Annotated in this window: 16 protein-coding genes; 8 read left to right on the top strand and 8 right to left on the bottom strand. The window is 52.9% G+C overall.

Annotated elements, in window-relative coordinates:
* Positions 1-25: 25 nt before the first annotated feature.
* Positions 26-772 (top strand): GntR family transcriptional regulator, encoded by a 747-nt coding sequence (locus IM294_RS18155; protein WP_028013821.1) that lies wholly within the window; start codon positions 26-28, stop codon positions 770-772.
* On the opposite strand, the gene IM294_RS18160 is transcribed toward IM294_RS18155, so the two are convergent.
* From IM294_RS18160 to IM294_RS18170, 3 genes are read right to left on the bottom strand one after another with little or no spacing between them, the layout of a single operon-like run.
* The gene (locus IM294_RS18160; RefSeq protein ID WP_059358514.1) at positions 746-1,699 is read right to left on the bottom strand and encodes a PfkB family carbohydrate kinase; all 954 of its coding nucleotides are present in this window, start codon (positions 1,697-1,699) and stop codon (positions 746-748) included. The genes IM294_RS18155 and IM294_RS18160 overlap by 27 nt on opposite strands.
* A complete protein-coding gene (locus IM294_RS18165; protein ID WP_041909084.1) occupies positions 1,696-2,700 on the bottom strand; it encodes an ADP-ribosylglycohydrolase family protein in 1,005 nt (334 codons plus the stop codon). The genes IM294_RS18160 and IM294_RS18165 overlap by 4 nt, the downstream gene beginning before the upstream one ends.
* Positions 2,697-3,974 carry a nucleoside permease gene (locus IM294_RS18170; RefSeq protein ID WP_028013818.1) on the bottom strand — a complete coding sequence of 426 codons (1,278 nt, stop codon included), beginning with the start codon at positions 3,972-3,974 and terminating at the stop codon, positions 2,697-2,699. The genes IM294_RS18165 and IM294_RS18170 overlap by 4 nt, the downstream gene beginning before the upstream one ends.
* A gap of 250 nt (positions 3,975-4,224) precedes the next feature.
* On the opposite strand from IM294_RS18170, the gene fbaB reads away from it, so the two are divergent.
* Positions 4,225-5,277 (top strand): class I fructose-bisphosphate aldolase, encoded by a 1,053-nt coding sequence (fbaB, locus tag IM294_RS18175; RefSeq protein ID WP_008500869.1) that lies wholly within the window; start codon positions 4,225-4,227, stop codon positions 5,275-5,277.
* 68 nt (positions 5,278-5,345) lie between these two features.
* Here the strand turns inward: fbaB and yegS are convergent, their stop codons facing one another.
* The 5 genes from yegS to IM294_RS18200 all read right to left on the bottom strand — a co-directional run bounded on the left by yegS (position 5,346) and on the right by IM294_RS18200 (position 9,758).
* The gene (yegS, locus tag IM294_RS18180) at positions 5,346-6,245 is read right to left on the bottom strand and encodes a lipid kinase YegS (protein WP_126818230.1); all 900 of its coding nucleotides are present in this window, start codon (positions 6,243-6,245) and stop codon (positions 5,346-5,348) included.
* 160 nt (positions 6,246-6,405) lie between these two features.
* Complete coding sequence (locus IM294_RS18185) at positions 6,406-6,957, bottom strand: hypothetical protein (protein WP_227015684.1); 552 nt, start codon at positions 6,955-6,957, stop codon at positions 6,406-6,408.
* A 61-nt stretch (positions 6,958-7,018) separates the two neighbouring features.
* Positions 7,019-7,984 (bottom strand): hypothetical protein, encoded by a 966-nt coding sequence (locus tag IM294_RS18190; RefSeq protein ID WP_060571630.1) that lies wholly within the window; start codon positions 7,982-7,984, stop codon positions 7,019-7,021.
* Positions 7,985-8,338: 354 nt separating this feature from the next.
* Positions 8,339-9,346, bottom strand: a complete 1,008-nt coding sequence (locus tag IM294_RS18195) for a tyrosine-type recombinase/integrase (protein WP_182410599.1) — start codon at positions 9,344-9,346, stop codon at positions 8,339-8,341.
* A gap of 112 nt (positions 9,347-9,458) precedes the next feature.
* Positions 9,459-9,758, bottom strand: a complete 300-nt coding sequence (locus tag IM294_RS18200) for a helix-turn-helix transcriptional regulator (RefSeq protein WP_182410598.1) — start codon at positions 9,756-9,758, stop codon at positions 9,459-9,461.
* 120 nt (positions 9,759-9,878) lie between these two features.
* On the opposite strand from IM294_RS18200, the gene IM294_RS18205 reads away from it, so the two are divergent.
* From IM294_RS18205 to IM294_RS18230, 6 genes are all read left to right on the top strand, one after another.
* Positions 9,879-10,154 carry a regulatory phage cox family protein gene (locus IM294_RS18205; RefSeq protein WP_182410597.1) on the top strand — a complete coding sequence of 92 codons (276 nt, stop codon included), beginning with the start codon at positions 9,879-9,881 and terminating at the stop codon, positions 10,152-10,154.
* Between the two features lie 11 nt (positions 10,155-10,165).
* A complete protein-coding gene (locus IM294_RS18210) occupies positions 10,166-10,345 on the top strand; it encodes a hypothetical protein (RefSeq protein WP_182410596.1) in 180 nt (59 codons plus the stop codon).
* Entirely contained in the window at positions 10,336-10,836 is a 501-nt protein-coding gene (locus IM294_RS18215; protein ID WP_047634736.1) for a hypothetical protein, read from the top strand. Before IM294_RS18210 ends, IM294_RS18215 begins: the two co-directional genes overlap by 10 nt.
* A gap of 64 nt (positions 10,837-10,900) precedes the next feature.
* Positions 10,901-11,116: a DUF2732 family protein gene (locus IM294_RS18220; protein WP_182410595.1), complete on the top strand. Its 216-nt coding sequence runs from the start codon at positions 10,901-10,903 to the stop codon at positions 11,114-11,116.
* Between the two features lie 16 nt (positions 11,117-11,132).
* Positions 11,133-11,408: a DUF5405 family protein gene (locus tag IM294_RS18225; protein WP_182410594.1), complete on the top strand. Its 276-nt coding sequence runs from the start codon at positions 11,133-11,135 to the stop codon at positions 11,406-11,408.
* The gene (locus tag IM294_RS18230; RefSeq protein ID WP_182410593.1) at positions 11,398-13,683 is read left to right on the top strand and encodes a replication endonuclease; all 2,286 of its coding nucleotides are present in this window, start codon (positions 11,398-11,400) and stop codon (positions 13,681-13,683) included. Before IM294_RS18225 ends, IM294_RS18230 begins: the two co-directional genes overlap by 11 nt.
* Positions 13,684-13,957 lie beyond the last annotated feature (274 nt).

Below are 13,957 nucleotides of genomic sequence, written 5' to 3' on the forward strand. Positions count from 1 at the left end.
AAACACCACGCCTGAGAAAACAGAGATGGAACAAGCGCATACCCGGTTAATCGCTCAACTGACTGAACGGATCGCCGCGCCTGACAACACGCCGCTGTACCTGAAATTTGCCGAAACGGTAAAAAACGCGGTGCGCAGCGGCGTGCTGGAGCACGGGAACATTTTGCCCGGCGAGCGCGATCTGAGCCAGTTAACCGGCGTGTCGCGTATCACCGTGCGCAAAGCGATGCAGGCGCTGGAAGCCGAGGGCGTTGTCACGCGTGCCCGGGGTTACGGCACGCAAATTAACAACATCTTCGAATACTCGCTCAAGGAAGCGCGCGGGTTCTCTCAGCAGGTGGTGCTGCGCGGTAAAACGCCTAATACGCTGTGGGTCAATAAACGCGTGGTGAAATGCCCGGAAGAGGTGGCGGGCCACCTGTCGCTGGAGCCGAACAGCGACGTCTTTTTGCTGAAGCGTATTCGCTATGTGGATGACGATGCGGTGTCGATTGAAGAGTCCTGGGTGCCGGTTGGGCTCATTCCCGAACCGGATGCGATAGGGATTTCGCTGTACGACTACTTCCGCAGTCAGAATATCTTCCCGCAGCGCACCCGTTCACGGGTCAGCGCCCGCATGCCGGACAGTGAGTTTCAGGCGCACATTAAGATGGACGAAAAAATACCGGTGCTGGTGATCAAGCAGGTTGCGCTTGACCAGCAGCACCGGCCGATTGAGTACAGCATCAGCTACTGTCGCAGCGACCTATACGTCTTTGTGTGCGAGGAGTAATTCCTCACGAGTGGGCGCGCAGTCGCCGCCGCGATGGCTCACCACCCAGGACGCCACGGCATTCCCCAGCAGAACGGCGTCCGCCAGCGACCATCCCGCCGCCAGCCCGGCAAGCGTGCCGCCCGCGTGGCTGTCGCCAGCGCCAATGGTGTCCACTACCGTGGCGGGAAACGCCGGAACAACGCCCGATGCGTCGCCATCATACCAGGCAGCCCCGTCTTTATCATGCCGCACAATCAGCGCGGCGCCGAAGCGCTGCTGCCACTCCTCGCCCAGGTTTTCAGCCTCAACGCCCAGCCTTTCAGCAGCGAGCTCCGCTTCCTGACGATTAAGCGACACGATCGGCCTGCAGGCCATAATCCGCGCCATCAGCGCGTCGGGGATATCCGCGATGCGTGGGCCGAAATCGATAAGCGCCGTCACGTCCTCCAGCCCTTCAAGCCAGCCCGTCAGCAGCTCGCCGCACGGCGAGGCCAACTGGTAGCCGGAGAGATAAACCAGGCTATTTTGCGGGACGTTTAGCTCGTCAAGCCAGCGCTGCTGCCACTGGTTCTCGACGCCGCTAAAGGACATAAAGGTGCGCTCGCCGTCAGGCTCCACCAGCGCCAGACACCAGCCGTTGTCGCCGGTTTCAGCCTCCACGGCGCTGTGCAGATCCTGCTTCGCCATTGCGTTACGGATAATATCCGCCCACACGCCGTGGCCGACGGGAAGGGCGTTTTGCGCCGCAATGCCGAGCCGTTTCAGGGCGATGGCGATATTCAGCGCGCAGCCGCCGATATTCACCCCCTGCTGTTTAAGCTCGATATCACACCCGCGCCAGGGCAGGGCGTAGGCGTCGGCGATGACGTCAATCACCGCTGCGCCCAGCACCGTCACCGGGCGCGTGGCGTGCAGGGTGTCGAGACGTTGGGCAAAAGAATTCATACCCCCTCCCTTTGCTCCCTGAAGTGCAGCAGTTTTTCACAGTAGTGACCGAAATCGAGCTGATTAACGGCGTCGAGTTCGGCTTTGAGCGCCGGGTCAATGGCCTGCACGCCGTGGAGCGCGCCGCAGATGGCCGTCGCCATCGCGCCAATGGTGTCGGTATCGCCACCCAGATTGGCGCATAAAATGGCGCAGCGGTTCGGGTCGGTTCCCGCCAGCTCAACCATCGCGATGGCTGCCGGAACGGACTCAATGGTGCTGGTACCTGCGCCAGTGAGCTGATAAATCTGCTCGCTGGCGGAGTCGATGCCGTTGGCGTCCCGCACGGTCTTAAGCGCCAGCTCAATGCGTGCCGCGAGCGACGCGCTGAAGGTGGTGGTTTTCGCCTCCTGCGCATAGCGGGCGATCCCCGGCAGGGCATCGACGATGTTCTGCCAGCGTTCCCCGTCGATGGCGCGGGAAACCGCCCAGGCAATCACCACCGCGCCGGCAATGGCGAGATCCGATTTATGCGTCGGGCTGGAGGCCTGCGCAACCTGATCCACAAAGTGCTCCAGCCGCGTCGCCGGGAGCAGGCAGCCCAGCGGGGAGGCGCGCATCGCCGCCCCGTTAGTCACGCCGTTGTTGTCCAGCTCGCTGACCGGCTTCCCGTCACGAATCGCGTTAAGCGCGATTTTCGAGGTCGGGCCGAGCACGTTCTTGTTAAACGCGTCGAAGTCGAGCGCCCAGTTCAGGATGTGCTTGCCGATAACGTCCGCGTTAATCTCCCCGTCGCACTCGATGATCGCATCGGCCAGGCACAGCGCCATCGAGGTGTCATCGGTGAATTCTGCCTGTTTGAAATAGCAGGCCGCGTTATTCTCTGCCGGGCCGGGTAAAAAGCGGTCGATCCAGCCGAAGTGCGCCTTGACGCGCTTTCTCGGCCACAGCTCCGACGGCATGCCCATCGCATCCCCTAACGCCTGGCCGTAAAGGGCCCCGAGAATACGGTCTTGTTTCATTTAACTTCCCCTTGTGTCAGCGCGGTATCGCCATCAACCACCTCAATTGCGGTGATCTCTTTATCCGATTCGCGGAAAAACAGCATAAACAGCACGGCAATCACGGCAATCATGACTGCACCAAATGTCCACATTCCGGCCCAGTTGAAGGTCAGCCCATTCACCGGCTCTTTGTAAGCGAACATTTTTTCCATCATCACGCCGCCCAGGCGATAACCCAGCAGGCTACCAAACCCCTGACAGCACAGCGTAATCAGGCCTTGCGCGGCGGTGCGCATGTGCACCGGCGCTTTTTTATCCACGTAGATGTACGCGGTCACGTAGTAGAAGTCATAGCTCACGCCGTGCAGCAGGATGCCGAGGAACAGCAGGGCGTAGGTGAAGTACTGCTCCGCACCGCCGTAAACGAAGAAGCCGTAGCGGATGGCGGCCGTGATCAGACCCAGCAGTAAGACCTTCTTAATACCAAAGCGTTTGGTAAAGAATGGCAGGGCGAGCATAAAGAAGATTTCAGAGAACTGGCCGAGCGTCATCCAGCCGGTGGCGTTTTTCATCCCCACTTCGGTGAGATAGCCGTTGGCGAAGATGTAGTAGAAGGCCAGCGGCATGGCGAACAGGAACGAGCAGAAGAAGAACACCAGGAAGTTTTTGTCGCGCAGCAGGACCAGCGCATCCAGCCCCAGCATCACTTTGAAATCCAGCTTGCCGGTACTTTTCGGCGGCGTGTTCGGCAGGAACAGGGCAAAGACGCCGAGCAGGGCGGAGCTGGCTGCGGTCATCAGCAGCGGAATATTGGTATCGGAAATATCGCTGTAGCCGAGCATCTGTGGCAGGAACCCGCACGCCAGCCCCGAGGCGATCCAGCCGATGGTGCCCATCACGCGGATACGCGGGAAATCAGCCTCAACGTCGTCCACGTTCGCGAAGGCAATGCTATTGGTCAGCGCGATGGTCGGCATATAGGTCAGGGAATAGACCAGCAGCAGCGGGAAGAAGGTGCTGAACTGGGTTTGCTGCGCGGCGAAGTACATCAGGATCGCGCCGGCGAACATCAGCACCGACAGTACTTTCTGCGCGGCGAAGAAACGGTCCGTAAGCGAGCCGACCAGGATAGGAGAGAGGATCGCGGCAATCGCGGTACAGGCGTAAGACCAGCCAATTTCCCCGGCGGTAAACCCGCTTTTGCTCAGCCACAGCCACAATGGCACAAACCACGCGCCCCAGATAAACCATTCAACAAACATCATGAATGACAGTTGGACTTTCGTTTTCATTATTTAATCCTGCATGTCAGATAAGGTACGCCTTTAACATACCACTCAATAATACCTTTTAAATACCTTTGTGGCGATTGTTTGATCAATGTAACAGTTTTGTTGTACACGAATCGAGCCAGCAGATTGTGCTGAAAAAAAATGCATATGGTGGAAAATCTGTTAAGTCGGTACCAGGCTTAGTCTGCCCATAAAAGATGGGACTGGATAAACACACACCGACACGACGTCGGATTTACGGGAGTATCACATGACTGATATTGCGCAGTTGCTTGGCAAAGACGCCGACAGCCTTTTACAGCATCGTTGTATGACCATTCCAGCCGACCAGTTGTATCTGCCTGGTCACGACTACGTTGACCGCGTGATGGTGGACAACAACCGTCCGCCTGCGGTTCTGCGAAACATGCAGACCCTCTACAACACCGGGCGACTCGGCGGCACCGGGTATCTCTCTATTCTGCCGGTGGACCAGGGCGTTGAGCACTCGGCGGGTGCCTCTTTCGCGGCGAACCCGCTTTACTTCGATCCGAAGAACATTGTTGAGCTGGCGATTGAAGCGGGCTGTAACTGTGTAGCCTCCACCTACGGCGTGCTGGCTTCGGTTTCGCGTCGCTATGCCCACCGCATTCCGTTCCTCGTGAAGCTGAATCACAACGAAACTCTCAGCTACCCCACCGAGTATGACCAGACCCTCTACGCCAGCGTCGAGCAGGCGTTCAACATGGGGGCGGTGGCCGTCGGGGCGACGATTTACTTCGGCTCTGAACAGTCCCGTCGTCAGATTGAAGAGATCTCCGCAGCGTTTGAGCGCGCGCACGAGCTGGGTATGGTGACCGTGCTGTGGGCGTACCTGCGTAACTCGGCGTTCAAAAAAGACGGGGTGGATTATCACGTCTCCGCCGACCTGACCGGCCAGGCGAACCATCTGGCGGCCACCATCGGCGCGGACATCGTGAAGCAGAAAATGGCGGAGAATAACGGTGGCTATAAAGCGGTGAACTTTGGCTACACCGACGATCGCGTTTACAGCAAGCTGACCAGCGATAACCCGATCGACCTGGTGCGCTACCAGCTGGCGAACTGCTATATGGGCCGTGCAGGGCTGATTAACTCCGGCGGCGCGGCGGGCGGCGATACTGACCTGTCAGACGCGGTGCGTACGGCAGTTATCAACAAACGCGCGGGCGGCATGGGGCTGATCCTTGGCCGTAAGGCGTTCAAGAAATCAATGGCCGACGGCGTGAAGCTGATCAATGCGGTTCAGGACGTCTATCTGGACAGTAAAGTCACAATTGCCTGACGTCTCCATCTCCCTCTCCCTGTGGGAGAGGGTTGGGGTGAGGACATCATCGCGCACCGTGTGAAACATCAGCGCAAAAGCACACAGTCCGGCGGCAGCCTGCACTGCAGCGCGCCGGGTAATACCTCAATGCGGAACTGCGTCCCGCTCAGCGGCTCTCCGTCGAGGTTAAACGTCATCCCGTGCGGCGCATTCACCTCGAACCACGCCGATTTACCGTCAATGATATTCGGGCTCTCTTCCGGCTGCGTCAGCGTGGTAAACAGCGCGGGCAGCAGACCGTCGCCGGTGAAAATGCGCAGCTGTAGCTGACCATCGTTAATCAGCGCCTCCGGGCAGAGCTGCTGTCCGCCGCCTGCCTGACGTCCGTTGCCAATCCCAATTACCAGCGCGTCACCCTGCCACTGAAAAGCCTCACCGCGAATTTCGCATCGGTCCGGCTTGAGGGTGTCCATACGCATCAATCCGTGGATCAGGTACGACACGCCGCCCAGCGCCGCCTTCAGTTTTTCCGGCGTTTCGCTGGTAATGCGCGTGCCGAATCCACCCGTCGCCATATTGATAAAGCAGGTTTTGTCATTCACCTGGGCGATATCCACGGCGGTGGCTTTGCCAAGGATCGCCAGCTGAAGCGCCTTCTCTAAATCTTCCGGGATCCCGGCGCTGGTGGCAAAATCATTGGCGGTGCCGAGCGGTAATATGCCCATCACCGGGCGATCTGCCGGTGGCAGGTCGATAAGCGCAGAGGCGATCTCATTGATGGTGCCATCGCCGCCGCCGGAAATGATGGTCTCAACGCCAAGCCCGAGGGCTTCATTGATATAGCGTGCCGCGTCGCCTTTTTCCCACGTCACGCGCACGTGGATACGTGCACCGTCGTCACGCAAACCCATAATCGCCTGACGCAACGGATCGTTGCCTGCACTTTTGCCATTGAGAATCAATAAACTGTCTGGATAGGTTGCCATCCTCGCTGCTCCCTTTTTTAGCGTTAGTAAGAGTGTATAGCAGAGAGGGAAAAAGCGGGTAAGAACAGGATGAAAGACAAAAATATGGCTGCGGAAAGGGGGGTATCCCCCTTTGAGGCGTTTACCTTTTATAGGCCAGTCTCTCAATTGACTCTTGCTGTCAACGTTTGAGCCCTGTCATGTTCCTGTTCTCAATTTTCAACTGCTTACGCCACACCCGATTATGTAGCGTTAGCGCAATTGAACGGTAAAAGACCGATGTATTCATCCACACGATATTCAAGCAGAAAAATCCCAACCCTAATAATGAAGTTATTTGCGGTGTGTAATTCTCTGCAGAGCTGAATAAAAGCGAAATCCACGTCCAGATAAAATAAACGATGCTCATCAAGCCAGTCAGTGTAATGACAGAAATATGCAGTTTAAATCCCGTCAATGACCCTCTTGCAGTTAAAAACATCGTGCACATCACAACCATGCAATACACCACTGCTCCAAGGAATACACCCATCATTACTTGAAATTCAGGTAAGCCGATCAAGCGAAATAGCAACATCCAGACAGAAACTTGTAGCATAGCGTAGCAAAAAATACTGAGTAAGGTACTTATTGCTAAGGGTATGCCAGTCATATGTACACCCACAGGAACACCGTGCTGATCTTTTAAGCGATCTTTCAATGATTCAAGCCGTTGACAATCGTCAGTCGCCATTTCACCTGTTATCACAGTACTTAATGCAAGGCTCTTCTTGATGTAATTTATCATGTCCGGGTCAATAACTTCCTGTAAATGAAAAAGACTGAATCAGACCAAAAACGTATTTACCAGATTGTGTAATATTCTGAGGATTCCGGATTGTACCCGAGAGAGCACTTCCAACAAATGCTGAGGAGTTTGAAATAGCATTCAACAGCTCTCGCTGTAAGAGCAACTGCAGCGCTTCCGATGGATAACGTTTAGGGTAAACCCCAGCTTTCATTGCCGCCTTAACCCCTGAATTCGAGATCCCGGGATTTCGGATACGAATGATCTCCTCCGTTAACCGCGTGCGGTCCGCTCGGCTCATTTTTTGTAATAACGAGAGTAAACTTTCAGACGTCGAGCGATTAAGAAGGCGGTAGGTTAATACAGCGCTTTTTAGACCTGCAGCTGCCCCGGCAAGTGAAATTGCATCCAGAGCAGTATTGGTTGCGGTATACCACTCCTGGGAGTCCATCCAGGCAACATAGTCATTATGATTCATGGCAATAAGTGACAAGCGGCCAAGCCCGTTTGCACACTGAATTCCTGTTGCTACACCGCCTGCGACAATCACAGCGGCAACAGCACCGGAAGAACCTGCGGTGAGAGGAATGGCCATACCTGCGCCTGCAGCAAGGACGACAGTAAGAATGGCGGCTCCGCAAGAAATCGCCGTAGAACCTATTTCAGTCGCTAATGACGGTGACTGAATCGTCGTCGTCGTTGCCTGGATGGGATTATTTGATGAGGCATTTACTTTAGTGATGACGACATGGCTTACCGAGCTTTCGTTTGGTGTCGCAATCCGCCTTGAGGGTCTTACTAACCACTGACGCGCACCGTCTGAGTAGATGATCCCAACCTGGCTAAAGTTACGGCTACAGTCCAACTGATTGGCAAGGGCGGTGAAATTTATATCCCCGCCGGAGGCAAGACCCAGACTACGTGCGAGTTCATAATCCGGAAAATCCTTTGAAATCTGACCAGGAAATGTCATGTCGTCTCTCCATCCATGTGAAATCGTATATCGTCAAGAAATCAAGAGTAAAGGGCATGTTGTAGACCGGAATTGGGAATAATCCGAATAATGCGCCATCCCGCCAGATCCATTAAAAGTTGTGATGAATGTCGTATACCTGCCCGATTCTCGAAAAGATCTTCCAGCAGACGCTATCACGAATCAACACCCTTCAATTGGTGGGTCTACGCAATTTGATTTTTAATAAGTGGACTGAATGCGGCAAAAAATAAGCCCGCGTAAGGGAGATTTACCTCCCTTACAACAGGGGCTTTTAGCGGTGCAATGCGGGTTTGCGCGGCACACAAGACCACTAAAAGCCACTATAAACCACTACACTGTGGTCACTGTGTGGACACTCTCGCCAGTTCCCCCACGTAATGGATTCAGTGTAATCGCGTCTTGCAAATATTCTGGTGCAAAGTGCGCATAGACCATCGTTTGTTCTATGCGAGAATGCCCAAGTATCCTTTGCAATGTGATAATACTCCCACCATTAATCATGAAGTGCGTAGCGAAACTATGCCGTAATGCGTGGGTTGCCTGACCTGCAGGTAAATCAGGTTTTAACTCCTTCATAAGCCGCCTAAAAGCCGGGTAATTGGCATCCGGGAATAAGAACCCTCGCTTGTTTCCAGTAACTAACCCTGCAACCTCATCCGAGACGGGGACGGTGCGGGGCTTGTTTGTTTTGGTTTTGACAAAAGTGCAGCGGTTGTGAATAACATTTTCTGCTTTGAGCCGCGCCGCTTCGCTCCATCTTGCCCCGGTGCTTAGGCATAAGATTGCGATTTTTTTATTGTCACCTTCCAGTTTCGAAAGCAGAAGGGCGATCTCATCCTGTGTAAGATATCCCGTTTCGGGTTTATCTTCTTTCAGCCTTTTCATGCCCCGGAACGGGTGCTCGCCAAAGAATAATTCAGCATCAATAAGGGCTGTAAACATACCGCTAAGACAGGTTAAGTCACGGTTAATGCTTGAGGGCTTAATGCCTTGTGACCTGCGTGCTGCTGTGTATTGGCTTATCACAGATTTAGTAATTTGGAACGCGCAAGGGTCGTCGGTAATCTTTATGAATATCTCAATCTTCCCTAGATTAGACTTGCCGTGATCCTCATGCTTACCTTTCAAATCCCACCAGACTTTAGTCAATTCAGACAGATGCCGCTTATCTGTCGGTTTAGCTAACCAATCCTTATTGTGGTGGTTGTATTGGGTATGTTTCTCAAAAGCGATGGCCTCGCTTTTCTTGTCGAACTTCCTGCGGATGCGCTTTCCATTGCGCCCGGCAGGTCTGATGTCCACTTCATAACGACCATCATCGAGTTTCTTGATACTCATGAAACCCTCCGATTTACGTTTTGTTTAATTCCGTTACATTTTGAATCGATATGTTTTGAATATTTTTCGACCAGTAACATGCATTTTATGAGCATGTAATGTCGGTAAAGTGTTAGCCAATCTTTTGGTCTGAGTGCTGCGAGGTTGTTTCGGCTTGCCCAAAGTGTGCGAGAACCGGAGCAATCTGTCCGGACTCAGGAAAAATCTGATCTGTCATAAACCACATCGTGTACTTAGAGAATCTCGGGTGTTGAAGGACTTTCATAATTTGCTCAACACCTGGTTTTTTATCGCCTGCCTCATAGCCTGCTAATGAACTATATGCGAGGCCTGTTAACTCGCTGAATTGCCTTTTGTTTAGCCGCTCGGACTCTCGAATCAGTTTCAACTTCTCATGCACTGGGGTTGACATAGTTACTCCTATGGAAGAATATTGTCCCGAAAGGGATATTAAAACCCTATTGAGTTACGCGATAAGAGCAATTAAAGCCCATTAAGAGCAATTAGTTGCACTAAAGGAGAATCCTATCAGATGAACAGACAGCTTGTAAGTAATACAGATGCCGTACCGGTGCAGGAGTTTGCAAGACTCATCGGTAAAACTCCTGCCGCTGTAAAAGGAATGATTGAGAAAGGCAAGTTGCCAGTTGTTGAAATGACAGACCCTCAATCAACATCAGGCCGCGCAGGAGAGTATTGGATTTACCTACCGGCATGGAACAAAGGTATGCAACTGGCGTTTGAAAGCAGACCGAAAGAGATCCGTGATGGTTGGCTGATGTGGCTAGGGTTAGGTGAGACAGCTTAAGGAACGATGAAATGAAAGAACCTCGTTGTATCGCACAGTTACTTCGTAACGAGAGCCGGACCCCGATTAATTTCACGATCACCCACGGCCGGGGGCGCAAAGGCATCATCATCCGCACCCGTAAGCCTGGAATTTTGGCCGTCGTTGTTAAGCGCATCATGAAAATCAGAGAGGTGTCAAAATGGCTGTGATGACTCTTGATTTAGTACAGAAACAACCTGCAGCGCTGCGCGTAGTTATCGGCAAGCATCTTGCAGAACCACGCTGGCAGGACTCCTGCGATTTTTATAATCAGATGATGGAACGCGACCGCCTGACGGTCTGTTTTCATGCTCAGCTTAAACAGCGTCACGCGACCATGCGTTTTGAAGAAATGAACGATGTGGATCGCGAGCGTCTGGCCTGCGCGATTGACGAGCTGCGCGGTGCGTTTTCTAAACGTCGTCAGGTCGGAGCCAGTGAATCGACGTATATAAGTTATCTGACAGTAAGCCAGCGCCGTACTTTATTTCTTCATGCCGGATTAACTGAGAAAGAGTTTAATCAGCCTTACTGGCGCGTTAATGAAGATTCATGTTATTGGCGGGAGCAATTATTCCGAGCGCTACGTGAATTATTCAGCTTGTTTGAATATGCCCCAACTATTTTAACCTCGGTTAAGCCTGAGCAATATTTACATTAATTAAATAGAACACCTTTTTACGCGCTTGAATGCGTGGGACATCTTTTTGTCTGGAGCCGGGTAAATGAATAAAGAAATATCAGTACCTCGCAACGATATGAAAGCCCTGTTAGCGCAGGCCGCCGTCGAGGCGCAGCTAGTCACCGCGACCCGGTTAGCGTCTGCGCTTGATTCTCTGATAGCGCACATTTGCAAGTCTGAAATGAACCGCACGGAAATCATCGAGCTGTTGGGGCAGGAATCCGAAAAACTTCACAATTCAATTTTGAATCAGCAATAAATTAATAAGGGAATATATGAGCATTAATATCGCCATTGATAATAAATTCGTAATTACCAGTGACCAATTTCAGTTTATTTTGCAGGAAAAGAAAATCGCTAAGTCTGGAAAAAATGCCGGTAAAGAGTGGCTCGATGCTGTTGGCTATTATCCAACAATCGGCAAGCTCGTTTCCGGTCTGGTGCTGCATAACATTTTAACCGGCGAAGCTTGCCAGTTTTCAGAGTTAGAGAAGCAGGTCGAGCAGATAGGTCAAAAATGTGTGGAAGCATTCACAGCAAATGGCCGCTGAGAACCGGGGGCGCGTTGCCCCCTCGCCACCACCCCCGCTACCAAAAAGCACCGGTGAGAATTTCGTCGGTGCTTATCCTTGGAACAAATCCCGCGAGGCCGTAGGCCGCGACAGACCCCTTACACGTGCCGAACTCCGTCAGGTGCAAGGTGTTTTAAACCGGATTGACCGCCTGCCGTTTTTCCTGCAAACGCTGTTTACCGCGCGTTATAACTTTGTACGTCGCACAAAGAGCCCTTTGGGTGGGCTTTATTTCCTCAAAAACACGTTTGAGCGCAAGCTGCTGCCGCGTCTTGAGCGGGTTAACGAGCTGAGCGGGATAAATGAATCCGTCTCTCCCGGCTTTCTGTCAGAGCGTGACGTATATGCACATCTGGCGGATATGAGCGACAAAGAGCTCAAAAAATTTGCTTCCCGTATTGCCTCACAACTTTGGAGCAAATACGAGGAACTCAGCGACGAATGGGCTGAGGCTTTTGGCGGTAAAGAATCCCTTTTTACCGATGAGGCTCAGGCACACATATACGGTCAGGTGGCCGGTGTCGCACGAGCTTTTAACATCACCCCGATGTACTGGAAAAAATACCGTAAGGGTCAAATGACGATCCGTATGGCGTTTTCCGCAATTTCCCGTCTGATAAAAGATGAGTGGTGGGTTAACCAGCTTAAAGCGCAGCGTATGCGCTGGCGCGAGGCGCTGCTCATCGCTGCCGGTGAGGTCAACAAAGACCGTTCGCCCTATGCCAGCAAAATGGCGATCCGCGAAGTTCACGCGCGCCGCCTGGCTAATCTCGAATACCTGAAATCCTGCGAGCTGGAAAACAAAGTCACCGGCGAACGTATCGACCTCATCAGCAAGGTCATGGGGAGTATCTCTAACCCTGAAATACGTCGTATGGAACTGATGAACACTATCGCCGGGATTGAGCGCTACGCGGCCAGCGCCGGTGATGTAGGGATGTTTATCACCCTGACCACACCCTCGAAATATCATCCGACCAGACAGGTCGGTAAAGGCGAAAACAAAACGGTACAGCTTAATCACGGCTGGAACGAAAGCGCATTCACGCCAAAAGACGGCCAGCGCTACCTGTGCCGAATCTGGAGCCTTATGCGTACCGCTTTCAAGGATAACGATTTGGAAGTGTACGGGATGCGTGTTGTCGAGCCACATCACGACGGCACGCCACATTGGCACATGATGCTGTTTTGCAAACCCGGTCAGCGTAAAGCCATTAATGAAATTATGCGTCATTACGCCCTTAAAGAGGACGGAAACGAAAAGGGCGCAGCAAAACAGCGCTTTGAGTCACGTCATCTTAATCAGGGCGGCGCGGCGGGTTATATCGCTAAATACATTGCCAAAAATATCGACGGCTATGCGCTCGACGGCCAGCTCGATCACGACACCGGCAAACCTCTTAAAGATACGGCCGCCGCCGTTACCGCATGGGCGTCTACATGGCGCATCCCGCAGTTTAAACCAATTGGCCTCCCGACAATGGGCGCTTACCGCGAACTGCGCAAGCTGCCGCGTGGCGTAAGTATTGCCAGTGAATTTGACGACAGGGTCGAGGCCGCGCGAGCTGCTGCAGATGAGGGAGACTTTGAGCGGTACATCATCGCGCAGGGAGGGGCAAACGTTAAGCGTGACGCTCAGGCCGTTAGGGTCGCGCGTAAGGTGACGGATGAGGTCAACGAATATGAGGAAGATATCGAGAGAGTGGTCGGTATTTATGCCCCACACCTCGGGGCTCACCGTGTCCATGTTACCCGTACAGCCGAATGGCGCATCGTTCCAAAGGTTTTGGCCGTTGAGCCTTTGATTTTAAAAAGCGGCTCTGCCGCGCCTCGGAGTCCTGTCAATAACTGTGGAAAGCTCACCGGCGGTGGCGATCCAGTTATGATCCCCACACCGTCTGAGCATGCCGCAGCGGTGTTAAATCTGATTGAGCGCGGGGTTATCGGCTGGAATGAGCCAGACGTCGTGAAAGTGCTTAACGGGGCGTTAAAAGCTGGCGCACCGCGCAAACATCGGCAGCAAAGAAGCAATGCACCGCTCAAAACCAGCGAGCAAGCGCCATCAGCTAGGATGACAAAGCCCGAAAGGGATCGCGTCGCAAGAATTCGTTTCGATTTAGCTCAGGAGGGCATTACCCCGGAACGGTGGGTGCTCGACGTGCTGGCGCGTGGGGCAACGGTGATTTATGGCAATAAAAAATTTGCATATCCGGTTGTAGATGAGTGGGGGTGGTATATAGTTGAAGATAACTAAAGAACTCTTGTAGTAGTGAGTTTCTGAGCGGTTGTGTGATGGCTGGTAAGCCGAACAGTGTATGAAGTAAGTGTTGTAGATGTGAGCAATCAGGCGTAGAATCGCCATCCGGCTGTGAAGTTTGTAGATGAGAAAAACTATCATTGCCGAGTGAGTTATGATGTTCTTAAAGACTAGAGAGACTAAAATGAGCAAAAAGGTTATCACGATACAAGTAAGAGGCGAGCACGCAGCTGCTAAGCCTGTACGTCGTTCAAGGCTTGAGCAAAGTGTT

Origin of the sequence: Enterobacter cloacae complex sp. P43RS, from assembly GCF_014930585.1 — a bacterium.
Classification (GTDB): Bacteria; Pseudomonadota; Gammaproteobacteria; order Enterobacterales; family Enterobacteriaceae; genus Enterobacter; species Enterobacter bugandensis.

Coding starts and splice junctions, on each gene's coding strand:
- IM294_RS18155 (WP_028013821.1), top strand. CDS start 26: ATGGAACAAGCGCATACCCGGTTAATCGCTCAACTGACTGAACGGATC.
- IM294_RS18160 (WP_059358514.1), bottom strand. CDS start 1,699: ATGAATTCTTTTGCCCAACGTCTCGACACCCTGCACGCCACGCGCCCG.
- IM294_RS18165 (WP_041909084.1), bottom strand. CDS start 2,700: ATGAAACAAGACCGTATTCTCGGGGCCCTTTACGGCCAGGCGTTAGGG.
- IM294_RS18170 (WP_028013818.1), bottom strand. CDS start 3,974: ATGAAAACGAAAGTCCAACTGTCATTCATGATGTTTGTTGAATGGTTT.
- fbaB (WP_008500869.1), top strand. CDS start 4,225: ATGACTGATATTGCGCAGTTGCTTGGCAAAGACGCCGACAGCCTTTTA.
- yegS (WP_126818230.1), bottom strand. CDS start 6,245: ATGGCAACCTATCCAGACAGTTTATTGATTCTCAATGGCAAAAGTGCA.
- IM294_RS18185 (WP_227015684.1), bottom strand. CDS start 6,957: ATGGCGACTGACGATTGTCAACGGCTTGAATCATTGAAAGATCGCTTA.
- IM294_RS18190 (WP_060571630.1), bottom strand. CDS start 7,984: ATGACATTTCCTGGTCAGATTTCAAAGGATTTTCCGGATTATGAACTC.
- IM294_RS18195 (WP_182410599.1), bottom strand. CDS start 9,346: ATGAGTATCAAGAAACTCGATGATGGTCGTTATGAAGTGGACATCAGA.
- IM294_RS18200 (WP_182410598.1), bottom strand. CDS start 9,758: ATGTCAACCCCAGTGCATGAGAAGTTGAAACTGATTCGAGAGTCCGAG.
- IM294_RS18205 (WP_182410597.1), top strand. CDS start 9,879: ATGAACAGACAGCTTGTAAGTAATACAGATGCCGTACCGGTGCAGGAG.
- IM294_RS18210 (WP_182410596.1), top strand. CDS start 10,166: ATGAAAGAACCTCGTTGTATCGCACAGTTACTTCGTAACGAGAGCCGG.
- IM294_RS18215 (WP_047634736.1), top strand. CDS start 10,336: ATGGCTGTGATGACTCTTGATTTAGTACAGAAACAACCTGCAGCGCTG.
- IM294_RS18220 (WP_182410595.1), top strand. CDS start 10,901: ATGAATAAAGAAATATCAGTACCTCGCAACGATATGAAAGCCCTGTTA.
- IM294_RS18225 (WP_182410594.1), top strand. CDS start 11,133: ATGAGCATTAATATCGCCATTGATAATAAATTCGTAATTACCAGTGAC.
- IM294_RS18230 (WP_182410593.1), top strand. CDS start 11,398: ATGGCCGCTGAGAACCGGGGGCGCGTTGCCCCCTCGCCACCACCCCCG.